This is a genomic window from Novosphingobium sp. Sphag1I (genome assembly GCF_056279125.1).
In genome coordinates this window covers 155,052-177,911 of the sequence record NZ_JBWBQS010000011.1, presented here as the reverse complement: position 1 = coordinate 177,911, position 22,860 = coordinate 155,052, and the positions used below count along the sequence as shown (strand labels likewise).

General features: G+C 61.8%; 17 protein-coding genes. 11 read left to right on the top strand and 6 right to left on the bottom strand.

Annotated elements, in window-relative coordinates; all coding sequences use genetic code 11:
* Nucleotides 1-2 precede the first annotated feature (2 nt).
* Complete coding sequence (locus ACZ9HU_RS14445; RefSeq protein ID WP_476105925.1) at nucleotides 3-2,720, bottom strand: bifunctional [glutamine synthetase] adenylyltransferase/[glutamine synthetase]-adenylyl-L-tyrosine phosphorylase; 2,718 nt, start codon at nucleotides 2,718-2,720, stop codon at nucleotides 3-5.
* A gap of 82 nt (nucleotides 2,721-2,802) precedes the next feature.
* Here ACZ9HU_RS14445 and ACZ9HU_RS14440 point away from each other — a divergent pair, with 82 nt between their 5' ends.
* The 10 genes from ACZ9HU_RS14440 (at nucleotide 2,803) to ACZ9HU_RS14395 (ending at nucleotide 17,652) form a co-directional block, all read left to right on the top strand.
* On the top strand, nucleotides 2,803-3,801 hold the full coding sequence (locus ACZ9HU_RS14440; RefSeq protein ID WP_476105924.1) for an agmatine deiminase family protein: 999 nt from the start codon (nucleotides 2,803-2,805) through the stop codon (nucleotides 3,799-3,801).
* 451 nt (nucleotides 3,802-4,252) lie between these two features.
* Nucleotides 4,253-4,807, top strand: a complete 555-nt coding sequence (dcd, locus tag ACZ9HU_RS14435) for a dCTP deaminase (protein WP_168603303.1) — start codon at nucleotides 4,253-4,255, stop codon at nucleotides 4,805-4,807.
* Between the two features lie 18 nt (nucleotides 4,808-4,825).
* Nucleotides 4,826-5,203 carry a VOC family protein gene (locus ACZ9HU_RS14430; protein WP_476105923.1) on the top strand — a complete coding sequence of 126 codons (378 nt, stop codon included), beginning with the start codon at nucleotides 4,826-4,828 and terminating at the stop codon, nucleotides 5,201-5,203.
* Nucleotides 5,204-5,209: 6 nt separating this feature from the next.
* Nucleotides 5,210-6,013 (top strand): formate dehydrogenase accessory sulfurtransferase FdhD, encoded by an 804-nt coding sequence (fdhD, locus tag ACZ9HU_RS14425; protein WP_476105922.1) that lies wholly within the window; start codon nucleotides 5,210-5,212, stop codon nucleotides 6,011-6,013.
* 176 nt (nucleotides 6,014-6,189) lie between these two features.
* A complete protein-coding gene (locus ACZ9HU_RS14420) occupies nucleotides 6,190-6,861 on the top strand; it encodes a glutathione S-transferase family protein (RefSeq protein WP_476105921.1) in 672 nt (223 codons plus the stop codon).
* A gap of 651 nt (nucleotides 6,862-7,512) precedes the next feature.
* Nucleotides 7,513-10,593, top strand: coding sequence for a TonB-dependent receptor domain-containing protein (locus tag ACZ9HU_RS14415; RefSeq protein ID WP_476105920.1), 3,081 nt, complete (start codon nucleotides 7,513-7,515; stop codon nucleotides 10,591-10,593).
* Between the two features lie 105 nt (nucleotides 10,594-10,698).
* Nucleotides 10,699-12,714, top strand: a complete 2,016-nt coding sequence (locus ACZ9HU_RS14410) for a tetratricopeptide repeat-containing sulfotransferase family protein (RefSeq protein WP_476105919.1) — start codon at nucleotides 10,699-10,701, stop codon at nucleotides 12,712-12,714.
* Nucleotides 12,711-13,847 (top strand): aspartyl/asparaginyl beta-hydroxylase domain-containing protein, encoded by a 1,137-nt coding sequence (locus tag ACZ9HU_RS14405; protein WP_476105918.1) that lies wholly within the window; start codon nucleotides 12,711-12,713, stop codon nucleotides 13,845-13,847. Before ACZ9HU_RS14410 ends, ACZ9HU_RS14405 begins: the two co-directional genes overlap by 4 nt.
* A gap of 14 nt (nucleotides 13,848-13,861) precedes the next feature.
* Complete coding sequence (locus ACZ9HU_RS14400) at nucleotides 13,862-15,964, top strand: M3 family metallopeptidase (protein WP_476105917.1); 2,103 nt, start codon at nucleotides 13,862-13,864, stop codon at nucleotides 15,962-15,964.
* Nucleotides 15,965-15,996: 32 nt separating this feature from the next.
* On the top strand, nucleotides 15,997-17,652 hold the full coding sequence (locus tag ACZ9HU_RS14395; RefSeq protein ID WP_476105916.1) for a M28 family metallopeptidase: 1,656 nt from the start codon (nucleotides 15,997-15,999) through the stop codon (nucleotides 17,650-17,652).
* Nucleotides 17,653-17,959: 307 nt separating this feature from the next.
* Here ACZ9HU_RS14395 and rpmB read toward each other — a convergent pair whose 3' ends face one another.
* Nucleotides 17,960-18,250 carry a 50S ribosomal protein L28 gene (rpmB, locus tag ACZ9HU_RS14390; protein WP_476105915.1) on the bottom strand — a complete coding sequence of 97 codons (291 nt, stop codon included), beginning with the start codon at nucleotides 18,248-18,250 and terminating at the stop codon, nucleotides 17,960-17,962.
* A 138-nt stretch (nucleotides 18,251-18,388) separates the two neighbouring features.
* Here rpmB and ACZ9HU_RS14385 point away from each other — a divergent pair, with 138 nt between their 5' ends.
* Complete coding sequence (locus ACZ9HU_RS14385) at nucleotides 18,389-18,844, top strand: nucleoside deaminase (protein ID WP_476105914.1); 456 nt, start codon at nucleotides 18,389-18,391, stop codon at nucleotides 18,842-18,844.
* Here ACZ9HU_RS14385 and ACZ9HU_RS14380 read toward each other — a convergent pair.
* From ACZ9HU_RS14380 to ACZ9HU_RS14365, 4 genes are all read right to left on the bottom strand, one after another.
* A complete protein-coding gene (locus tag ACZ9HU_RS14380) occupies nucleotides 18,841-19,605 on the bottom strand; it encodes a ribonuclease T2 family protein (protein ID WP_476105913.1) in 765 nt (254 codons plus the stop codon). The two genes, ACZ9HU_RS14385 and ACZ9HU_RS14380, sit on opposite strands and share 4 nt — an antisense overlap.
* 1 nt (nucleotide 19,606) lies before the next feature.
* Nucleotides 19,607-20,467 carry a carboxylating nicotinate-nucleotide diphosphorylase gene (gene nadC, locus ACZ9HU_RS14375; RefSeq protein WP_476105912.1) on the bottom strand — a complete coding sequence of 287 codons (861 nt, stop codon included), beginning with the start codon at nucleotides 20,465-20,467 and terminating at the stop codon, nucleotides 19,607-19,609.
* Between the two features lie 314 nt (nucleotides 20,468-20,781).
* Nucleotides 20,782-21,582, bottom strand: coding sequence for a LytR/AlgR family response regulator transcription factor (locus ACZ9HU_RS14370; protein WP_168603315.1), 801 nt, complete (start codon nucleotides 21,580-21,582; stop codon nucleotides 20,782-20,784).
* Nucleotides 21,583-21,644: 62 nt separating this feature from the next.
* A complete protein-coding gene (locus ACZ9HU_RS14365) occupies nucleotides 21,645-22,805 on the bottom strand; it encodes a sensor histidine kinase (protein ID WP_476105911.1) in 1,161 nt (386 codons plus the stop codon).
* Nucleotides 22,806-22,860 lie beyond the last annotated feature (55 nt).

Genomic DNA, 22,860 nt, shown 5'->3' with positions numbered 1-22,860 from the left:
TTTCAACTCCAATTGCTGGCCGCCAATTGCTGGCCAAATGTGGCGGTCCATTGGCGGGCGATGGCGGCGCGTGCGCCCTCCATGGCCTCGATCATCGCATCCCAATCGCCAAAGCCGCAGGATTTGGCAAGGCTGGCACAAGGGGCAGCATCGGGAACCGACCCATCGGGGGCCAGCAAGCGGGCGGCCACCAACACGCGGGACAGCAGGTCAAACGCACCCGGCACATCGCCCGCAACCAACCCTGCGGCGTACAGATCGCTCAACGCCCCGACCATATCCGGGCGCACCCCGGCAAGTTCGCGCAATTGCAGCGCGTGGGCGATGAATTCGGCATCGACCAATCCCCCGCGCAACAATTTGACGTCCAGCACGCCCTTGGCCGCCTTATGCGCGGCCATCTTGTCGCGCATCTCCTGAACCTCGGCGGTGACCTTGGCCTTGTCGCGTTCGGCCCCCAGAACGCCGCCGATGATCGCGCCCAATTCGGCCCGCGCCGCTTCTGACCCGAACAGCACCCGCGCGCGGATCAGGGCCATATGCTCCCACGTCCACGCCTCCTCACGCTGGTATCGGGCAAAGCTGTCGAAACCGACGGCCAGCGGTCCCTGCGTGCCCTGTGGGCGCAGGCGGGTGTCCACCTCATAGAGCGCGCCCTCCGCCGTGGGCACGGACAGCGCGGCCGAAACCCGCTGGGCCAGACGGTTGAAATAGAGCGTGGCGCCCAGCGGGCGGCGGCCATCGCTTTCGGCGGCAAAATCGCCGGTGAACAGGTACACCAGATCCAGATCGCTGGCATGGGTCAACATGCCCCCGCCCAGTCGGCCCAGCCCCAGAATCACCAGTTCCCCGCCCGGAATCCGCCCATGCGTGGCTTCGAATTCGGCAATTGTGGCGCGGGCCAGAACGTCAATCGCCGCCTCGGCCACGCGGCACAGGCCCGCCGAAATGTCGAGCGGATCCTGCGCTCCCTCGATCAATTGCACGCCAAGGGCAAAGCGCTTTTCGCCCACCACGCGCCGCACCCGGTCGAGCAGGCGCTGGTAATCGTCCCCCGCCTCCATCGCGCCAAATTCACGGGCCAGATCCTCAACGCTGCCGGGCAGGGCAAAGGCGCTGGCATCAATGAGCGCATCGAGCAAATCCGCCCGCCGCGCCAGTGCATCGGCCAAAGGCGGTGCCAAAGACAGCACCCGTACGAGAACCTCCAGCAATCCGGGGCGCGCCTCCAGCAGGCGGAACAGGTTCACCGCACTTGGCAATCGGGCGATCATCTGTTCCCATCGGATCATGGCACGGTCCGGTTCCGGCGCGGCGGCCAATGCAGCCAGCAGCGCAGGCTGTACCGCGTCCAGCGCCGCCAGCGCCGCGCCGGAACGCAGGCATCGCACGCTCCCTGAACGCCAGCCCTGAATCCGCGCGGCCAGCTCCGTCGGTTTGGCAAAGCCCAATTGTTCCAGTTCGGCGGCCAGATCGTCGCCCTCATGTTGGTTGGGGACGGCAACGGTTGTGCCTTCGCCCGCGCTGGCCGCGATCAGGCGGTCATAGCTGGCCCCCACGCGCGCGGTGATGGCCTCCAGCTCCTCGATCAAGGCCGCGCCATTGGGCATTCCATCGAGCGCCGCGACATTGTCGATGGCCGCCATGTCACGCGGCAAAGTGTGGGTTTGCAGGTCCGACACCTGTTGCAGCCGATGTTCGATCTGGCGCAGGCGGTCATAGCTTTCGCCCAGCATCAGCGCGTCGGCGGGATCGATCAGCCCTTCATCGGCCAGCGCATCCAGCGTCGCCCGTGTACCGCGCAGGCGCAGCGCAGGTTTGCGCCCGCCATGGATCAATTGATGGACCTGTGCGTAAAATTCGACCTCGCGGATGCCGCCGCGCCCGCGTTTGACGTCGAAACCGGGGCCGACGGCCTCGACCTTGCCGTGATGGGCGCGGATGCGTCGGGTCAGGCGGCCAATTTCGGCAATCGCCCCAAAATCCAGCGATTTGCGCCAGACAAAGGGCCGGATCGCGTGGAGGAAATGGTCCCCCATGGCCAGATCGCCCGCCGCCGCCCGCGCGCGGATGAACGCGGCCCGTTCCCATGCCAGAGCGCTGGATTCGTAATGCGTCAGCGCCGCATTGATGGGCAGGGCCAGCGGGCTGATCTCGCTGGCCGGGCGCAGGCGCAGGTCGACGCGGAACACATAGCCCTCTCCATCGGCCTGTGACACCAGCCGCAGAACCGTGCGGGCCACATGGAGCGCGGCCTCTTCGGGTTCATCCCGCGTGCGGCGGGGCAAAGTGTCGGGATCGTAAATCAGGATCGGGTCGATGTCGGATGAGTAGTTCAACTCCCGCGCCCCATGTTTGCCAAGGGCCAAAGCGACAAACCCCGCAGGTTCGGCATCAGGCGCGCGTGACCTGATGCCATGGGCAATCGCGGCATCCACCGCCCGGTCGGCCAGATCGGAAAGCTCGCCCGTCACCCGCGTCAGATCAAACGCCCCGGCCAGATCGCCCACACCCAGCGCCAGCGCCAGCGCCAGCTTTTCCCGGCGCAGCGCCACGCCCAGATCGGCCACACCTTCGCCCGCGCGCCGCGCATGGGCGATCGCGGCCTCTCCATCGCCCGAGGCCAGAACCGCCACCAGATCGGGCAAACGCCCCATCGCCCGTGATAAAAAGGGCGAATGCGCCTCGGCCCGCGCCAAGGCGTTTTGCCAATCTGTCATAAATACTCCTCACTCTCCGAACATGCTCATGGCCTGCTTGCGCCCCTTTTCGCAACCCCGCTTAGACGCTAAAGGCCCCGACATGACGAACTGGCGCTTCCCCCCCGAATGGCATCCGCAGGATTGGCTGTGGATCGGTTTCCCCCATGATGCCGAAGAATGGCCCGGCTTCCTTGAGGCCGCGCAAGTGCAGATGGCCGATTTCGCCAATGCCGTGGCCGAGAGCGGCCAGGAAGTACGCCTGATCGTGCGCAACGAGGCCAACGAGGCCCGCGCCCGCGCGTTGTGCAGCGAAAAGGTGATGATCGAGCGGCGCGTCTATGGCGACGTGTGGCTGCGTGATACCGGGCCTTTGGTGGTGCTGGACGGCCATGGCGGGCGGGCGGCGCGGCGCTTTGGCTTTAACGGCTGGGGCGGCAAATATCTGATGGAGGGCGATCAGACCATCGGGGCGGAAATCGCGGCCGACGCCGGGCTGGAAATCACCACCAGCGATTGGATCATCGAGGGCGGCGCTTTGGATTGCGACGGCACCGGGTTGGTGGCCACGACCGAGCAGGTCTTGCTCAACCCCAACCGAAACCCGCATCTGTCGCGCGCGGATCAGGAAATGCGGCTGACGCGCGATCTGGGCTTTGACCGGGTGCTGTGGCTGGGCGACGGGCTGATTAACGACCATACCGATGGGCATGTCGATAATCTGGCACGCTTTGTGGCCGACAATGTGCTGGCGCTGCCCATGGCGACGGGCGCGGATGATCCCAATGCCGCGATCTATGCCGACGCCAAGGCGCGGGCCGAGGCGGCGGGCGTGATCGTGCGCAACGTCCCCTCGCCCGGTCGAGTGGAGCGGGACGGACGGATCGAACCCGCATCCTATATGAACTTTGCCATCACCAGCCATCTGGTGGTCGTGCCGATCTATGGCACCGCGCATGACGCCGATGGCGTGGCCGCGATTGCCGAACTGTTCCCGGACCGCGCAACCGTGGGCATTATGGCCGACGCCATTCTGGCCGGGGGCGGGTCTTTCCATTGCTCCAGCCAGCAGATGCCGGCGGTTCGCGCAGGGGTGTTTTAACGATTCGGTGAAGTTTTTGGCGCAGGCTTTGCAATATGAGAAAAGCTCGCGCCATCGCACTCGCCGCCACTGTGGACCATGGTCTTGAGGCCATGCGCATGGCCATCGTCATCGGATGCGCTTTGGCGCTGATCGTGGCGGGGTGGGTTTGATCGGGAGGTTATAATGCGAGGGTCTCGACCCTCGCGCTCCCTTTACTGTCTGCATTGCGCGATGGGGTCGGCCTCTTGTGTCGGACGCCGCGTTGGGGTTTTTAGAGCTTGCGGCGCCATTGACGTAACTTCATCGCGCCGCAGGCCTTAACAATCATCCCCCCAACATTCGTCAATTCAGCGCAACCCCAAAATGGGATTGCAAAGGGACAAGTCCCTTTGCCCGCCGGAGGCATAACTTTTCCTCCCCCATCAAACCCCATTGCCCCGAACCCATCCATCCGCCATGAAGCCACGCTATGGCGATACTATCAGACAAATGGATCCGCGAAGCGGCGCAGACGCAGGGTATGATCGAGCCGTTTCTGGAGCGGCAGCATCGTGAGGGTGTGATCTCTTACGGGCTTTCATCCTATGGCTATGACGCGCGGGTGGCGGACGAGTTCAAGATTTTCACCAATGTCGATTCGGCCGTGGTGGACCCCAAAGATTTTGCCGCGAACAGCTTTGTCGATCGCAAGACCGATGTTTGCGTGATCCCGCCCAATTCTTTCGCTCTGGCCCGCACGGTCGAATATTTCCGCATCCCGCGCGATGTGCTGGTGATCTGTTTGGGCAAGAGCACCTATGCCCGCTGCGGCATCATCGTGAACGTGACCCCGCTTGAGCCGGGCTGGGAAGGGCATGTGACGCTGGAATTCAGCAACACCACGCCATTGCCCGCCAAGATTTATGCCAATGAGGGCGCGTGCCAGTTCCTGTTCCTCAAGGGCAATGAGCCTTGCGAAGTGTCCTATGCCGACCGCGCGGGCAAATATATGGGACAGCGCGGCGTGACATTGCCCCGGTTGTGATCGGATAAGGAGAGAGAAATGTTCAGCCATATCTTCGTCGGATCGACTGATCTGGCCCGTTCCAAGACTTTCTATGACGCGCTGTTTGCCGCGACGGGCGGGCCGGAAGGCACGCTGGACACGGCCAAGAATCGTCTGGTCTATTTTCACAAGGGCGCGGCCTTTATCGTGGCCATTCCGATCAACGGCGAACCGGCCTGCATCGCCAATGGCGGCACGATCGGCTTTGGCCTTGAAAACGAGGCGCAGGTCGATGCCTGGCATGCCGCGGGCGTGGCTCATGGCGGCACCACCTGTGAGGATCCGCCGGGCCTGCGCAAGGAAGCCAATCTCTATCTGGCCTATCTTCGTGATCCCGACGGGCACAAGTTGTGCGCCCTTTATCGTCCGGCCTGACGTGACATGATCCCCGCGCCCGAACCTTTGCCCTCCTCGCTGGACAGCGGCGGCAAAGTGTACGGGCGCGACGGATCGGTGGCGCCCGCCGCGCGGCTGTGGGTGCCCGAAGCGCCCGTGGCGCTTGAATTCAATGGCCTTTCCTATGCGGTGATGATGGCCACCCCGTCCGATCTGGCCGATTACGCCACCGGCTTTGCCATGGCCGAGGGTTTGATCACCCATGCCGCGCAAATGGGCGAGATTGGCGTGGCGCATCTGGACATCGGCTGGATTTTGCGGGCGCAGATCGACGGGCTGGACGCGGAAAAATTGTCCGAGCGGGTACGGGCGCGGGTAGCGGAAAGCTCTTGCGGACTATGCGGGATGGAGAATCTTGAGGTTCTGGCCAAACCCTTGCCGCAGGTGGCGCCGCATGATGCCATCACCCCGGCCGCGATTTTTGAAGCGGGCGAGGAATTGCGCGACCATCAGGTGCTGGGCCGAGCGACCTCGGCGGCCCATGCGGCGGCATTTTGCGCGCCCGATGGCGGCATTATGGCATGTCGCGAGGATGTGGGGCGGCACAATGCGGTAGATAAACTGGTCGGCGCGATGGCGCGTGCCGGGGCATCCATGGCGCAGGGGTTCCTGTTTTCCACCGCGCGCTGTTCGTATGAAATCGTGGAAAAGGCGGTGAAGGCGGGCGTGACGACGCTGGTGACGATTTCTTTGCCCACGTCGATGGCGGTGGCGCGGGCGCGGGCGGCGGGGTTGTCGCTCTGGGTTCTGGCGCGTCATGACAGTGTGATTTGCGTCACTTCGCGTTAGAGCGATTTCGAACCGGATGGATGCATCCGGTGGCTCGGAAATCGCGGATGACAAAAATCTGGCGCGACCGATTCGATGCAGTCGGACCGGTTTCGCGCCAGTTTGCAGGTTTATCCGGCTCAAAACGCCCATCGTCCCTTGCCGTGGCCCTATCGCATGGGGCAAGGGGATAGACCATGTGGCGCCTTTATCAATTTCCGCTTTGTCCATTTTCCCGCAAGGTCCGTCTCGTCATGGGCGAGAAGGGGATCGCCTATGAATTGTGGCGGGAAAATCCGTGGGACATGCGCGATGAATTCCTGAACCTGAACCCGGCGGGGCGGACCCCGGTGTTGCAGGAATCGGAAAAAGGGCTGGTCCTGTCGGACAGCCGGGCGATCTGTGAATATCTGGAAGAAACGGTCGAGCGCAGCCCGTTGATCATCGGCACGGCGGCGGCGCGGGCGGAAATCCGCCGTCTGGTCGCGTGGTTTGATGAAAAATTCTTTGCCGATGTCACCGGCCCCTTGCTGCACGAACGGATGGTGAAGCGACTGGTGCTGCGTCAATCGCCGGATTCCCGTGTGTTGCGAGAGGCGATGCGGCTGGCGCATGATCACCTCTATTACATCGACTATCTGGTCGATACGCGGCCATGGCTGGGCGGGGCGACGCTCAGCCTTGCCGATCTGGCGGCGGCGGCGCAGATTTCGGTCTGCGACTATCTGGGCGGGTTGGATTGGAGCGGGCATGAACAGGCGCGCACATGGTATTCGGTGTTCAAAAGCCGCCCCAGCTTTCGCCCCCTTCTGGCCGAACGGATGGAAGTGATCCAGCCGCCAAGCCATTATGCGGATTTGAATGCGTAGATGACAAGGGCGGGATCAATTCCCGCCCTTTCGTTTTAAAGCCCGCTGTTGCCACATCGCGCAGGACCATGCCCGGCCATGCGAGGAATCGGTCAGTGTTTGATCGAACAGGATGTCTGCGCATCGCGCTATCGCAACGCCATTTCTGCGCAAAAACCATTGATGTAACATAACAAAACTCCACCCTTTTGGGGTGATGGCAATGCCCGATTGTTACGGTGCAGAAATATGAACGGCTTGGGTGGTCGGCCAAGACGATCGGGGGCGATGGGGCGTTCAAATTGGCCAAATTGCAAGAATTGAACGAAAACCGTGACGACAAAGTTCAATTTGGACCATTTTCACCAAAAAAATTTAGATACATGTCCAAATATTGGAATATTATTACGCCACCCGGCAGGCTGAGAAGTCACATATGTGTCGGAATTGCAACATGCGCGCAATATTTGGCTTACATGCGTGTCAGCTTCTTTACCGCACACTGACACGGTTGCAAGTAGCCTTCATTGCTTCGCCGTCGCGTCGGCGCGTCGCGCAAATTTCCGGGGCAACAGGAAATTTGTCTGCGGTCGCATGATCCGGCGGAAGAAGTTTTCTTCGGGCTGGCCTTTGGGTCGGCCTCGCGTTCTTCGCGCGAAAAAAGGGGTGAACATGAAAACGAACCTTGCAAACGCACTTCGGCATGGTGCGGCACCGGTGGTGCTTGGCATCGCCTTGCTGGCCGGACCGGCCTATGCCCAGACCGCCAGCATCGTGGACGGCCCGCCGCCCGCTCCTGCCGCCGCGGTGGATACGTCGGCCACGATCGTCGTGACCGGTACGCGCATCGCCAATCCGAACCTGAAATCGGCCGCTCCGATCACCACGATCTCGGCGCTTGACCTCAAGGCCGCCGGCACCAGCCGCACCGAAGACATCCTCAACCAGCTACCGCAGGTTTTTGCGGCACAGTCCTCGACGCTGGCCAATGGCGCGAGCGGTACGGCCGAAGTCGACCTTCGCGGTCTGGGGCCCAAGCGTACGCTGGTGCTGATCAACGGTCGCCGTCTGATGGCGGGCGATCCCAGCCCGACCAGCAGCTCGGCTGCTGACCTTAACTTCATTCCCGCCTCGCTGATCAAGCGCGTCGACGTGCTGACGGGCGGCGCATCGGCCACCTATGGCGCGGACGCGGTGGCGGGCGTGGTCAACTTTGTCATGGACAAAGACCTCAACGGGCTGCGCTTTGATCTCAACGGTGGCATGTATCAGCACAACAATGGCTCGACCATGGTGCAGGGCCTGCTGAACGCGCGCACGGCGGCTGGCATTTCGGGCTATGACTATCCCACCGGCAACACCAGCGGCGGCGCCAGCTTTGACGGCACCATTTCCTTTGGCACCAAGTTTGCTGATGGCGCGGGCCACCTGATGGCCTATTTCGGCTATCGCAAGGCCAATGCGTTGCTCCAGTCCTCGCGCGATTTTTCGAAGTGCACGATCCAGAACCGCACCAACAACCGTTCGGGTCTGCAGTGCGGCGGTTCGGCCACTTCGGCCAATGGTAACGCGTTCTACTTCACCCCGGCCAGCGGTTCGTCCTCGACCGTGGGTACGCTGGGCAATGGCACGTTCACCAATGGCGCGCTGACCCGCTATAACTTTGCACCGCTCAATTACTTCCAGCGTCCCGATCAGCGTTACACCGCCGGTCTGTTCGCCGATTATGAAGTGAATTCGGCGCTGCACCCCTATCTCGAATTCATGTTCATGGACGACCGCACGGTTGCCCAGATCGCGCCTTCGGGCGACTTTGGCAACACGCAGACGATCAATTGCGACAACCCGCTGATGAGCGCGTCGCAGAAGTCGGAAATCTGCAACAGCGCCAATATGGTCATGGGTTATCTGGGCAATTATCCGGTTGTTCCGGCCATTTACGCCACGTTCAATCCGACCACCCAGTCGCAGGTGACGCCGGCGTCCAACACCAATACGGCCTATTTCCAGCTGCTGCGCCGTAACGTTGAAGGCGGCGCCCGCGTCAGCGACCTTCAGCACACCGCGTTCCGCACGGTGGTCGGTTCAAAGGGTGAACTGGGTCATGGGTGGGCCTATGACGCCTATTTCCAGTATGGCCGCACCAACTATAACCAGATCTATTCGAACGAATTTTCGGCTCAACGCCTGTCCTATGCGCTGGACGTTGTAACCGGTCCTTCGGGCACGCCGGTTTGCCGTATTTCGCTCACCTATCCTTCGTCGGGCTGCGTTCCCTATAACATCTGGTCGGGTACGCCTTCGGCCGCCTCGCTCTCTTACCTGAGCGCGACCGGCTTCCAGAACGGCTATACCAGCCAGACTGTGATCTCGGGCTCGTTGACCGGCGACCTTGGCACCTATGGCATCAAGTCGCCGCTGGCCAGCGACGGCGTGAACATTGCGCTGGGCATCGAACGCCGCACCGAAAAGCTGGTGCTGAACACCGACACCGCGTTCCAGACCGGCGACCTGACCGGGCAAGGCGCGCCCACCCTGCCCATCAACGGCGGCTATCACGTCACCGAATTCCTGGGCGAAGTGGCGGTGCCGATCGTCGACCGCATGCTTACCTTTAACGGCGGTTTCCGTTATTCGGATTATGCGGTCAACAATGGCAAGGGTTACAAGACCGGCACGTATAAGCTGGAACTGGACTTTACGCCGATCGAAGACATTCGCATTCGCGCCAGCCTTAACCGCGCCGTTCGCGCGCCCAACATTCAGGAACTGTTCCGCGCCAACTATGTCGGCCTCGACGGTTCGGCCGATCCTTGCTCGGGCAAGACGATCACGGCGGCTGATACGGGCTGTTTGGCACAGGGCCTGCGCGTTGGTCAGTTTGTGACGCCCAACCCGGCGGCACAGTATAACGGCTATCTGGGCGGCAATGCCAATCTGCGTCCTGAAAAGGCGATGACCAAGACGGTTGGTGTGGTCATTACCCCGCATCAGATCCCCGGCCTGTCGTTGAGCGTCGATTATTTCGACATCAAGATCAATCAGGCCATTCAGGCCTATGGCGCCGATGCCATTCTGGGTGCCTGTAATTCGGGCAGCACGCTGGCCTGCGGTCTGGTCAAGCGTAATGCGGCCGGTTCGCTGTGGCTGTCCTCGGACGGCTATGTCATCGATCTTGATAACAACGTGGGTTGGGTCAAGACGGCTGGTTTCGAAGTCAACGCCAGCTATGCCAAGAACCTTGGCGCATGGGGCCGCGTCAATGCCAGCCTGACGGGTACGGCGCTCAGCGAAAAGTCGACCTATAACGGTCTGTCGCCTGCCTATGACTGCGCCGGCTATTATGGCACCACCTGCGGCGTGCCTGCGCCCAATTGGCGCCACAAGGCCCGCCTGACCTGGTCGACGCCCAAGAATATCGATGTGTCGCTGACCTGGCGCTATGTCGGTTCGGTCAAGGTCGATTACATGAACCCCTCGGCCACGCTCTCGTCCTCGGATTACAGCCTGTATAACGCCAAGCTGCCGGGCATGAGCTATTTTGACCTGTTCCTGTCGGGCAAGGTGACCAAGAGCGTGTCGGTGCGTGCAGGCGTCAACAACCTGTTCGACAAGGATCCGCCGCTGGTTTCCTCGGGCGGGACGGGCGTGTCGAGCGCCTGCGCCTCGGTCTATTGCAATGGCAATACCTATCCGGGCGTGTATGATTCGCTTGGTCGCTATCTGTTCGTTGGCGCGACGGTCAATTTCTGATTCTTTGCGTTTGACGTGACAAGTTTGCGGCGGCTTTCCCATCCGGGAAGGCCGCCGTTTGCTTTAGATAGAAGGGGAAATGTCTTGGCGCTTGATGCTGGCGGAATGACACAGGCTGATGAAGATCAGGCCATCCGGCAGATTTTGGGCCTTGCGCGTGGCGGGCGCATGCAAGAAGCGGCCATCGCTGTGCGGCGGGCCGCATCACAGGGCGCAGGCGGGCCGGTGTTTGCGGCGCTGGCCGGGGCGGTGGAGTTTCATCGCGGGCAATTTGCCGATGCCATCTCCCATTTGCAGGCCGCCCATCGCGCACAACCGCAAGACATGACCGTGCGCGGCAATCTGGTCGAGGCGCTTTATCGCGTGGGGCGCGGGGGCGATGCTCTGGCGTTATGCGATGAAGGCGCGGCCAAGGCGGATCGCACCCTGCGTCTGGCGCGGATCGGCGGACATCTGGCGCAGGAGGCGGGGGATTTCGCGCTGGCCGCCGCGCTCTATCGTATTGCCCTGTCGGGGGATGAGCGCGACTGGACGGGGTGGAACAATCTGGGCAATGCGCTGGGCGCGATGGAGGATTGGCCCGCCGCGATTGATGCCTTGCGCCGGGCGGCGGCGCTGGTGCCCGATTCCGCGCCGGTGCGCCTCAATCTGGCCAAAACGTTGATCGAGGGCGGATTGTGGGAAGAAGGCGAGGCGATGTTGCGCGCCCTGCTGCGCGATTTTCCGCAGGAGGCCGCGCCCCATTATGCCATGTTCGATGTCCTGCGCGGGCGCGGTGACGCCGATGGGGCGCAGGCGGCGATTGCACGGGCGGCGGCTCTGGCCCCCGATGATGCGCAGATTCAGGCCGATCTGGGCCAACATGGTGCGATGATGGGCCTGTTCGATGCGGTGGAGGCTCCTCTGCGCCGCGCCTTGTCCATCGACCCGTCGATTGCGCAGGCATGGGTGGGCCTTGCCAGCCTGCTGGAAAGATTGAATCGCGAGGATGAGATTGACGCGCTGCGCGATGCGGCCGCGCCCCATGTCGATGCTGCGTCTTTGTCCTTTATCGATGCGTTGCGGCACAAGCGGGCGCATCGTTATGACGATGCCCTGAGGGCACTGGACGCATCGGGCGATGACACGGTGACGGCCAGCCAGCGACACCATTTGCGCGGGGTCTTGCTCGACCGTCTGGGCCGCCATGACGAAGCCTTTGCCAGTTTTTCCGCGATGAATGCGGAATTTGCCGGTGACATCTCCGACCCGCGCGGGCGGGGCGCGATGTATCGCGCCGAAATCGCGCAGGGCACCGCATTGCTGACCCCCGCGTGGCGGGACGGTTGGACGCAGGTGGAGGTCAAATCCACCCGCCCCGCGCCGATTTTTCTGCTGGGCTTTCCGCGTTCGGGCACGACGCTGCTCGACACAATGTTGATGGCCGAACCGCGTGTCCGCGTGCTGGAGGAAGCCTCGATCATCGCTGATATAGAGGCGGAATTGGGCGGGGTGGCGGCCCTGTCGGGGTTGAGCGCGAATCAGATAGAGGCGGCGCGTGCGCGCTATTTCGAGCGGGCGGGCCGATTGGCCGAATTGTCGGATGACAGCATTGTGCTGGACAAGCACCCGATGCATTTGCGCCACGCCCCCACGATCCACCGCCTGTTCCCGGAAAGCCGCTTCATTCTCGCGCTGCGCCATCCGTGCGATGTGGTCTTGTCCTGCTGGCTCACCAATTTCCGGCTGAACAATGCGATGGCCAGCTTCCTTGATCTGGACGATGCCGCCGAATTGTATGACGCGGCGTTCGATCAATGGGAAACCGCCCGCGCCCTGTTCAACCTGTCGGTGGGCGAGGTGGTCTATGAACGCCTTGTCGAGGATAAGGATGCGCAATTGCGGCCGATCTTCGACTGGCTGGGGCTGATTTGGCCCGAAGATGGCGTCGATCACCGTCAGGCCGCCCGCGCGCGGGGCACTGTCATCACGGCCAGCTATGCACAGGTGACCGAACCGATTTACAAACGCGCAGCGGGGCGTTGGCGGCGGTATGAGGCGCATCTGGCCCCGGTGGCGGCGCGTTTGGCCCCATGGATCGAGCGTTTCGGATATGCCCCCGCACAGGACGCCCAAGCGTGAATGCAGCGGTCGACGCCCTTGTTCGCGCTGGCGATCTGGCCGGGGCGGCGGACAGGCTGGAGGCCGATCTGGCCGGAGCAGAGCCGGATCTGACACAATATCTCAAACTGGCCGGACTGCGCCGCGCCTTGCGCCAACCGCGCCGGGCGTTGAAAGCGGTGGAGGCGGGACTGGTGCTGGCGCCGCTGGATTTCATGGGTTTGGTCATGCGGGCGGGGTTGCTGGAAAACATGGGCGACCCCACCGCTGGGCGCGCATGGGACGAAGCCTTGGCGCAAAGGCCGGAGGGTGATTTGCCGCCGCCGTTGTTGGCCGCGTTGAAACAGGGTGAAATCCTCCGCGATCAATGGCGGGCGGAGCGGGCCGCCAGCCTGTCCGCCATCACGCAAAGTATCGAGGCCGAGGCGCAGGGCGATGAGGCGTGGCGCATGGCCCGTTTCCGCAGCAACACCTTGCGCCAGACACGCGCCTATCATTGCGAACCAACCCATTTCCATTACCCCGGCCTGTCCGAACGCGAATTTCATCCGGCGCAGCGTTTCCCATGGCTGGATGAAGTGGCGGCGGCCACCGATGCCATTCGGGCCGAAATGCTGGCCGTCATGCAATCGGATCGCGCCGAATTGGCCCCCTATATCCAATATGCCGCGCATCAGGCCCTGCGTCAGTGGCAACCGCTCAACCACAATCCCGATTGGACCGCGATTCACCTGATCCGCCGGGGCGAAGTGGTGGCGGCCAATGCTGCGCAATGTCCGGCGACGATGGACCTGTTATCCCGTATGCCGCAACCCGATATTCCGGGCGCGTCGGCCAATGCGCTCTTTTCGCTGCTGGCACCCAACACCGCCATTCCGCCCCATGTCGGGGTCAGCAATGCGCGGCTACTATGCCATGTGCCTCTGGTGGTGCCCGATGGGTGCTGGTTCCGGGTGGGGGCGGAAACGCGCATGTGGCGCGAAGGCGAGCCGTTTATATTCGACGACACGATCGAACATGAGGCGATGAACCCATCGCCTCATCTGCGCGTGGTGATGATTTTCGACATCTGGCACCCGGATCTGACCCCGGCCGAGCGCGACGTGGTGCGCGCCATCGTGGCCGAGGAAAGTGCCGCCGGGTCATTGGGTTAAACAGGAGTTATGGCATGAAACAGCACTGGTTGATGGCGGCGGCGGGTCTGGCGATGATCCCGGCCGCATCGGGGGCGCAGACGGTGTTTGATGCGCCATCGCCCCTGCCGTTCCACGCGCCCGATTTCACCCGGATCAAGGATGGTGATTTTCAGCCCGCCATCGAGGCCGGCATCGCCCTGCGCCGCGCCGAAATTGCCAAGATCGCCAATAACCCCGCCGCCCCGACCTTTGCCAACACGATCGAGGCGTTGGAGCGTTCGGGCCAGATGCTGGACCGGGTTTTGCAGGTGTTTTCCGCGCTGACCAGCGCCAACACCAATGACACGCTGGATGAGGTGGACCGCGTGACCGCGCCCAAGCTGACGGCGTTGAATGATGAGGTCGCGTTTGATGCGCGGCTTTTTGCGCGGGTGAAAAAACTGCATGACAAGGCCGCCAGCCTGAAACTGTCGCCCGATCAGCGCCGCTTGCTGGACCGCACCTATGTCGAATTTACCCATGACGGCGCCTTGCTGGACGATGCGGGCAAGGTGCGGCTTAAGGCGATCAACCAGCGGATTGCCAGCCTGTCGACCGAGTTTTCGCAAAAGCTGACGGCGGGCACGCGTGAGGCGGCGTTGGTGGTCAAGGATAAGGCGGCGCTGGCCGGCCTGTCGGAGGGCGACATCGCCGCCGCCGCCAAAGTGGCCGAGGGCAAGAAATTGCCTGCCGGAACCTATGCCCTGCCCTTGCAGAACACGACCCAGCAGCCGCAATTGGAAAGCCTGAGTGATCCGGCCACGCGCAAGGCTCTGTTCGAGGCAAGCTGGAACCGCAGCGAGCGGGGCGATGCCTATGACACGCGCGCGATCGTGGCCGAATTGGCCCAATTGCGCGCCGAAAAGGCCAAACTGCTGGGCTATAAGAACTTTTCCGACTATCAACTCTATAATCAGATGGCCAAAAACGGCGCCAATGCCCGCGCCTTCATGGCCAAACTGGCCCCGGCGCTGACCGCGGCGCAGGCGCGGCAGGTCAAGGAACTGTCCGCCCTGATCGCCAAGGATGGCGGCGACACCAGCGTCAAACCGTGGGATTGGCAGAAATATGCGGCCCAAAGCCTGAAGGCCAAATTGTCCTTCGATCCCGCCTCGGCCAAACCCTATTTCGAGATCAACAAGGTGATGGAGGACGGCGTGTTTTATGCCGCCACCCAGCTTTACGGCATCACCTTTAAGCGCCGCACCGATCTGCCGGTCTATCAGGAGGATGTGCGCACCTACACCGTCTATGACAAGGACGGCAAGGAATTGGCCCTGTTTTACTGGGACCCGTGGAAGCGGGACAACAAGCAGGGCGGCGCATGGATGAGCAATTTCGTCGGCCAGTCCAAGATGATGGGCACGAAACCGGTCATCTATAACGTCGAAAATTTCGCCAAACCCGCCGCCGGACAGCCGCTGCTGGTCAGTTTTGACGATGTGATCACCATGTTCCACGAATTTGGCCACGCGCTGCACGGCATTTTCTCGGACCAGTATTATCCGGGCCTGTCGGGCACCAACACCGCCCGCGATTTCGTCGAATTCCCCAGCCAGTTTAATGAGAATTGGGCCACCGACCCCAAGGTTCTGGCCCATTATGCGGTGCATTATCAAACCCATGCGCCCATGCCCGCGGCCATGGCGGAAAAGCTGAAAGACCTGCGCCGGGTGGATCAGGGCTATGATCTGGGCGAAGTGGTGGCGGCCGCCATGCTGGATATGGATTGGCACGCTTTGCCCGCCGATGCGCCGCGTCAGGATGTCGATGCGTTTGAGGCCAAGGCCTTGGCTGCATCGGGCCTCGACACCGCGCATGTCCCGCCGCGCTATCGCAGCAGCTATTTCCGCCATATCTGGGCCAATGGCTATGCCAGCGCCTATTACGCCTATCTGTGGACCCAGATGCTGGACCATGATGCCTATGACTGGTTCGTCCATCATGGAGGGTTGACGCGGGCCAATGGTGATCGGTTCCGCGCCATGGTCCTCTCGCGCGGGTCGTCGCTGGATTATGCGGATATGTACAAGGCGTTCACCGGGCGCGATCCTTCGGTCACGCCGATGCTGCGGGCCAAGGGCCTGATCGACTGAAACTTACCTCCCCCCATCAGAAGGTTTGAGACATGACATATTCGCCCACGCTGGCCGCGCTGCTTTTGGCTGCGGTGTCTGCCCCGGTCATGGCGGCGGCGCCTGCCTTGCCGGTGGTGAAAGTGCCCCCCATCAACGTGGCGCTGATGAAGGATACGGTCAAAACGCTGGCCGCCGACGATATGGAGGGGCGCGGCCCATCCACCGTGGTTGAGCCCAAGGTGTTGAATGCGATCATTGCGCGGTTCAAGGCGGCGGGATTGAAGCCGGGCGGTGAAAAGGGCGGGTGGTTGCAAACCGTGCCCACCGTGGAAATGACCGTGACGCAGAGCAGTCCGCTGACCATAGGCGGCGTTGGTTTCGTGCGGGGCAGCGATTTTGTCGCCACCAGTTTCCGCCATGTGCCTCATACCGAGATCAAGGACAGCGATCTGGTCTTTGTCGGCTATGGCATCAACGCGCCCGAATTGGGGTGGAATGATTATGCGGGCGTGGACATGCACGGCAAGGTCGCGGTTATCCTGATCAACGACCCAGACTATGCCGCCAAGGACGAGGCGGGCCTCTTCAAAGGCCGCCGCATGACCTATTACGGTCGCTGGACCTATAAGTACGAAGAGGCCGCAAGGCAGGGCGCGCGCGGGGCCTTGATCGTGCATGACACGTTCCCCGCCGCCTATGGCTGGAACGTGGTGCAATCAAGTTGGTCCGGGTCGGAATATTATGTCGCCCGCCCCGACAATGCGATGGATCAGACCGAGGCCAATGGCTGGATCCAGATGGGCGTGGCGAAAAAGATCTTTGCCGCAGCGGGCAAGGATTTTGCCGCCCTGTCCGAGGCCGCCAAGGTCAAGGGGTTCAAGGCGGTCCCTCTGGGGCTGAAGGCCAGCCTGTCGTTTGACAGCACGATCCGCCGGTCCGAATCGCACAATGTTGTGGGGATTCAAAAGGGGCGGATCAAACCCGATGAGGTCGTGCTCTATTCCGCCCATTGGGATCACCTTGGCCATTGTCAGAAGGATTCAACCGGCGACGGCATTTGCAACGGCGCGGTGGACAATGCGACGGGCGTTGGCGCGCTGATGGCTCTGGCCGAGGCGAATGTGAAGGCGGGCCCCGCGCGCCGCAGTCAGGTGTTCGTGGCGCTGACGCTGGAAGAATCGGGCCTGCTGGGCAGCGAATTCTATGGGCAGAACCCGCTCTATCCCTTGTCCAAAACCGTGGGCGGGGTGAATATGGACGCGCTGGCCCCGATCGGACGGGCGCGCAATTATGCGATGACCGGGGGCGACAAGTCCGAACTGACCGCGATCTTCCGGGGCGTTCTGGGGCAGGAGGGCCTTTATGAAAGCCCCGAAGACCATACCGAGCGCGGCCACTACTATCGCTCCGACCACTTTAGCCTGGCCAAGCGCGGTGTGCCCATGTTCGACATCGCACGCGGACAGGATCTGTTCGTGGGCGGCGAAAAGGCTGGTGCTGCGGCCACCGAGGATTATGTCGAGCATCGCTATCACCAGCCCTCGGACGAATATTCGGACAAGTGGGACTGGTCCGGCATCACCCAGGACGTGAAGGTCTTCTACAAGCTGGGGCGGATTCTGGCCGATGGGTCGGCATGGCCCAATTGGCACAAGACCGACGAGTTTCGTGGGATTCGTGATGCGAGTTTGAAGGCGGGGAAGTAAGTTTGCCTCCGGCGGGCAAAGGGACTTGTCCCTTTGCAATCCCGTTATGGGGTGGTGGATGGCGGCTTAGTGACTGATTTTAAAAGCCTGCGGCGCGGTGAGGTTACGCGTGGTCGCGCCGCAGGCTTTAAAATTTCAACGTTGCGTCTGAAGCGCTGCGCCGAACCACAGGCGCTACGCAGACAGTAAAGGGAGCGCGAGGGTCTAGACCCTTGCATCCTTCTCTACCCCCTTCCAAATTCCAGACACGAAAAAGCCCGGCGGAGAATCCCCCACCGGGCTTTTTCCGTTCAACCCCAAGGGTTGATTAGGCGGCGACAGCGGCCTTCTTGGCCAGCTCGCGCTTCACCTTCACAGCGCGGGGGCTGAGCTTGGTGTCGTTGGTCTTCAGCAGCCAGTTATCGAGACCGCCCACGTGTTCCACCGAGCGCAGGCCGTGCGTGGAAACGCGGAACTTGAAGCTACGATCAAGACCTTCCGACAGCAGCGTGACGTTCTGCAGGTTGGGCAGGAACACGCGCTTGGTCTTGTTGTTGGCGTGGCTGACGTTGTGGCCGATCTGGCGGCCCTTGCCAGTCAGTTCGCAAATACGGGACATGGGTGTTACTCGCTCAAAATGAATCTGTTACCCCGCATATCCAGCCATTCAGTTGGGCGGGTGAGTGGGCGCGCATAACGATTCGTGTGGAAAAGGTCAAGTTGCGCTTGTCCTTTTGCTGAGCTAGCCCTTGCCTTTATGACGCGCTGGCCACTTCCCGCCCCGATGAGCCGTGCTTTTGCCGAGGCGAGAGCCGCTGCGCGCGCCGGAGAAGTGCCGATTGGCGCGGTTGTGGTCAAGGATGGGGTGATTATTTCGTCCGCCCATAATCTGCCCCGGACGCAATGTGACCCTACGGCCCATGCCGAAATGCTGGCGATTCGCGCCGCGGCGCAGGTTTTGGGCAACGAACGACTCGACGGCTGCGATCTGTGGGTCAGCCTTGAGCCCTGCGCCATGTGTGCGGGCGCGATCGTCCACGCCCGCATCGCCCGCGTCTATTACGCGGCCAGCGACCCCAAGGGCGGCGCGGTGGCCCATGGCGGGCGGATCTTTGACCAGCCGACCTGTCTGCACCGCCCGGAGGTCTATTCCGGCATGGGCGAGGACGAGGCCGCGCAAATGCTGCGCGAATTTTTCGCTGCCCGCCGTTAGAGCGGCCTGCGGCTGGTCGGGATGATGAACAGGTCGCTGCTCGACGGGGTGGGGCAGGCCTTGGGGACAAAGCTGCCTTTTTCGATGCCCTTGGGTTCGAAACAGATGTGGACCTGTTTCAGCCAGAACGTGCCGGTTTTGCCGGGGGCGGGCATCGTCTGGACCTGAATGGCGTCTTCGTGGCCTTTGAGCATTGGATTGCCCTTCACGAATTCGTGAACCACGGCGGCCGACACCATCCGGCCATCCTTGGCCAATTGATAGAGGTCGGGAATCTTGAGCGCCTTGTGCAGGGCGGCGGCCGAATCCCAATAGGCCTTGCCGCTGGTCCAGGGGCCACAGGCGCCATGCTTTTTCCACTCATGCATCTGCGTGTCGGCAGAAGGCATCAGGCACAGATTCTTTTTCATTTGCGCCAGAGTGGGGGCGGGGGCCTTGGTCGTGCACCATTGCGGCCACTTGCTGTCGTCGGTTTCGCCCCACAGGCCGTGGACCGCAAAGCCGAATGCGGGGCGTTCCTGTTCGCATTGCAACTTGTCGCCCGGATCCTTGAGCGGCCCCTTGATCGACCCGCAATAGGCGGGCGACCAGCTCAGCACATAGCTGTAAACCTTGATCGGAAATTTGGCGACCGGCTGCACCTTTTCATTGGCCGGGCGCGAGATTTTCGGCATCGCGGTCAATTGGGCGAACCGGCATTCCTCGGCCATGGCCGATGCCGGGATCAGCGCGACGGCAAGAGCGGTCAGGATCAGGCGCAATTCAAAGCTCCTCAAAATCAAGGCCGATGTCGGCGGCCGGCGCGCTTTGCGTCAGGCGCCCGACCGAGACATAGTCCACGCCCGATGACGCAATCGCGGCAATCGTGTCGAGCCGTACCCCGCCGCTGGCCTCGCAAGGGACGCGGCCCGCAACCTGCGCCACGGCGCGGGCCAGCATGTCCGGCCCCATATTGTCGAGCAGGAGATGGGTTGCGCCCGCCTCCAGCGCGGGTTCGATCTGGTCGAGGTGGTCGACTTCGCAAATGATGCTGGCGATGCCCGCCGCCTTGGCGCGGGCGACAGCCGGACCCACCCCGCCCGCGATGGCGACATGGTTGTCCTTGATCATCGCCGCGTCCCACAGGCCCATGCGATGATTGGTGGCCCCCCCCATGCGCGTCGCGTATTTTTCCAGCACACGCAGGCCGGGGATCGTCTTGCGCGTGTCGAGCAGGACAGCCTTGGTCACCCCCATCGCATCGACATATTCGCGGGTCATGGTGGCAATGCCCGAAAGGTGCTGGACCGTGTTCAGGGCGCTGCGCTCTGCGGTGAGTAGCGCGCGGCCCATGCCGGTGATGCGCATCAGATGGGTGCCGGGGGCCACGCGGTCGCCGTCGGCCACCAGCAGTTCGATTTCGGCATCGGGATCAAGATGGCGGAAAAACGCCGCCGCAATGGGCAGGCCCGCCACGGTGATCGCATCGCGGCTGTCCATCACGCCGATAAATCGTGCCTCGGCAGGGATCACGCTTTCGCTGGTCACATCGCGCCCGCCGCCGGGCCAGCCTTCGCCAAGATCCTCGGCAAGGGTGGAGTGGATGAAGGTGGGCAGGTCAAAGCCTTGGAGCGTGAAGGTCATAAGGCGGCTATAGAAGAAGGAGGATGCGAGGGTCTAGACCCTCGCGCTCCCTTTACTGTCTTTGTTGCGGGTGGAGGGCGGCGTTATGTGCCAGACGCGCCGTTTCAGGATAAAGCCTGCGGCGCGGCAAACGTATCGCTATCCGCGCCGCAGGCTTTCACAACCAATCGCGCATCGTCGCCAACCAAGCGCCACCCCATTAATGGGATTGCAAAGGGAAGTCTTTGTGGTCGCATCGCTGATGCCAAAAACCGGTTCCCACTTTTTGGCGCGATGCTCAAAGGCCCTTTGCCCGCCGAAGGCACCTTTAAAAATCAATGCACAAACCGCGCCACCACATCTCGGTACGACCGTGACACTTTCACATCCGCGCCTGATTCCAGAACGAGGAAACATTCGCCATTGGTGTGTGGCTTGACCTGACGCACGAGGTTCAGGTTGACGATCCACGAGCGATGCACCCGCTGGAATACGCGCGGATCGAGGCGGCGTTCCAGATCCTTCATCGTTTCGCGCAGGATCATCGAATTGTCGGCGGTATAGATGACCATATAGTCGCCCGCGGCCTCGATCCGTTCGATGGTGTCGACATCGACGCGGAAGATTTGCCCGCGATCCTTGATGTTGAGCAGCTTTTCATAGCGGTCCGCGCCCGTATCGACGGGTTCGTCCTCCATCGCGTCCATCGCATCGGGCGCCACTTCGGCCAGCACGTTCTTCAGCTTTTCGGCTTCTTCCGATGCCCGCTTGTCGGCAAGGCGTTGGCGCACGCGGTCGAGCGTGTCGGCCAGGCGGTCCTCGTCCACCGGCTTCATCAGATAGTTCACGGCATTGGCCTCAAAGGCGCGCACAGCGTGTTCCTGATAGGCGGTGACAAAGACGAAAAGCGGCGGTTCGATTTCCATCACGCCCTTGACCACGGCAAAGCCGTCAAAGCCGGGCATTTGAATGTCCAGGAAAACGAGGTCGGGCTTTTCGGTCTTGATCTTGCGGATCGCTTCACGGCCATTGTTGCACGTGTCGATAATTTCCACATCGGGAAATTTCTGAAGCCGCAATTGCAGGCCCTGAATGGCCAGCTTTTCGTCATCGACGAGAATGGTGCGGATGGTCATGCAATTGGATCCTGCTAATTGCCGCGTTTCGCGGACCTTGAATCGTTATAACGGCGTTCCATTCACACGGCCAAGGCTGAACGTGGCGTGACCGGTGAAGGTGCAGGCGACGGTTGGCGCTTTTCAAACGGTATTTCGATGGTGACGGCAAAACCCCCTTCGGGTGGTTCATACATGTCAAACCGGTGATTTGTTCCATAGGCCTGAACCAGACGGTCACGGATATTGGCAAGGCCAACGCCGGTCGACACCTGTTCACGCCCGTCATAGGATATGCCGCTGGAGCGGTTTTCGGCATTTTGCGCGTTCATGCCCGGCCCGGTGTCGGACACGGTGATGCGCAGGTTTTGCCCGATCAACCCGGCCGCAATGGTGATTTCGGCGCCTGATTCCTGAGGTGACACCGCATATTTGATCGCGTTTTCGACCAGAGGTTGCAGCAATAGCGAGGGCAGCAGCCCATCCTTGCACGCTTCATCAATGCGGAATGTGGTGCGCAAACGTTCCTCAAACCGCATCAATTCGATGCCCAGATAGAGTTTGAGCGTCTCCACCTCCTGCGCCACGGTCACGCGGCCCGTGGGCGGATTGATCAGCGTATAGCGCAGGAAAGAGGACAGGCGCGTGAGCATCGCGTTCGCCTGATCGGTCTGTTTGAGCAGGACCAGCGTCGAGATCGAATTCAACGTATTGAACAGGAAATGCGGGTTAAGTTGATAGCGCAGCATGGCCAGTTGCGCGCTGGTCGCCTGATTTTCCAGCCGCATCAACTGGTCATTCTGCTCCTCGATCCGCAGGAAAAAGTTGATCGCGTAATAAAGCGCCGACCATGCCCCCAACAGCGTCGCGTCCAGATAGAACACGCCGATGAACAATTGCGCGAAACTGGTGATGCTGTCGGGCCGGTAAAGCGCGATCACCCAGCCATCCATAAAGGCATAGAGCGACACTGCAAAAGGCAGCACCACCATCGTCACGCCCCATGTCAGCAAGGGTCGTTGACCGATCAGTTGGTGATAGACCACCGCCAGCAGCAGCGAGATCGAAAAACCCGTGATCGTGGCGATCAACACCATGACCAGAAAGCTGGCCGGTTGATTGTTGGCCAGACTGGACATCGCGCGAAGCAACATCGCGCCTGACCAGCCCAGCACTTGCAGTCGCCAGAACGCCTTGTTCTTGTTGGCAAAGAAGGGTGAGGGGCGAAAAGGAAGCACGGCCATGATGCGCGTTTATCGCAGATGCGCGCGCGCAGGGGAAGAGGCCAGCAAAATCAGC

Excerpts from the sequence above, each read along its gene's own strand:
- ACZ9HU_RS14445 (WP_476105925.1), bottom strand. The coding sequence starts at position 2,720 with ATGACAGATTGGCAAAACGCCTTGGCGCGGGCCGAGGCGCATTCGCCC.
- ACZ9HU_RS14440 (WP_476105924.1), top strand. The coding sequence starts at position 2,803 with ATGACGAACTGGCGCTTCCCCCCCGAATGGCATCCGCAGGATTGGCTG.
- dcd (WP_168603303.1), top strand. The coding sequence starts at position 4,253 with ATGGCGATACTATCAGACAAATGGATCCGCGAAGCGGCGCAGACGCAG.
- ACZ9HU_RS14430 (WP_476105923.1), top strand. The coding sequence starts at position 4,826 with ATGTTCAGCCATATCTTCGTCGGATCGACTGATCTGGCCCGTTCCAAG.
- fdhD (WP_476105922.1), top strand. The coding sequence starts at position 5,210 with ATGATCCCCGCGCCCGAACCTTTGCCCTCCTCGCTGGACAGCGGCGGC.
- ACZ9HU_RS14420 (WP_476105921.1), top strand. The coding sequence starts at position 6,190 with ATGTGGCGCCTTTATCAATTTCCGCTTTGTCCATTTTCCCGCAAGGTC.
- ACZ9HU_RS14415 (WP_476105920.1), top strand. The coding sequence starts at position 7,513 with ATGAAAACGAACCTTGCAAACGCACTTCGGCATGGTGCGGCACCGGTG.
- ACZ9HU_RS14410 (WP_476105919.1), top strand. The coding sequence starts at position 10,699 with ATGACACAGGCTGATGAAGATCAGGCCATCCGGCAGATTTTGGGCCTT.
- ACZ9HU_RS14400 (WP_476105917.1), top strand. The coding sequence starts at position 13,862 with ATGAAACAGCACTGGTTGATGGCGGCGGCGGGTCTGGCGATGATCCCG.
- ACZ9HU_RS14395 (WP_476105916.1), top strand. The coding sequence starts at position 15,997 with ATGACATATTCGCCCACGCTGGCCGCGCTGCTTTTGGCTGCGGTGTCT.
- rpmB (WP_476105915.1), bottom strand. The coding sequence starts at position 18,250 with ATGTCCCGTATTTGCGAACTGACTGGCAAGGGCCGCCAGATCGGCCAC.
- ACZ9HU_RS14385 (WP_476105914.1), top strand. The coding sequence starts at position 18,389 with ATGACGCGCTGGCCACTTCCCGCCCCGATGAGCCGTGCTTTTGCCGAG.
- nadC (WP_476105912.1), bottom strand. The coding sequence starts at position 20,467 with ATGACCTTCACGCTCCAAGGCTTTGACCTGCCCACCTTCATCCACTCC.
- ACZ9HU_RS14370 (WP_168603315.1), bottom strand. The coding sequence starts at position 21,582 with ATGACCATCCGCACCATTCTCGTCGATGACGAAAAGCTGGCCATTCAG.
- ACZ9HU_RS14365 (WP_476105911.1), bottom strand. The coding sequence starts at position 22,805 with ATGGCCGTGCTTCCTTTTCGCCCCTCACCCTTCTTTGCCAACAAGAAC.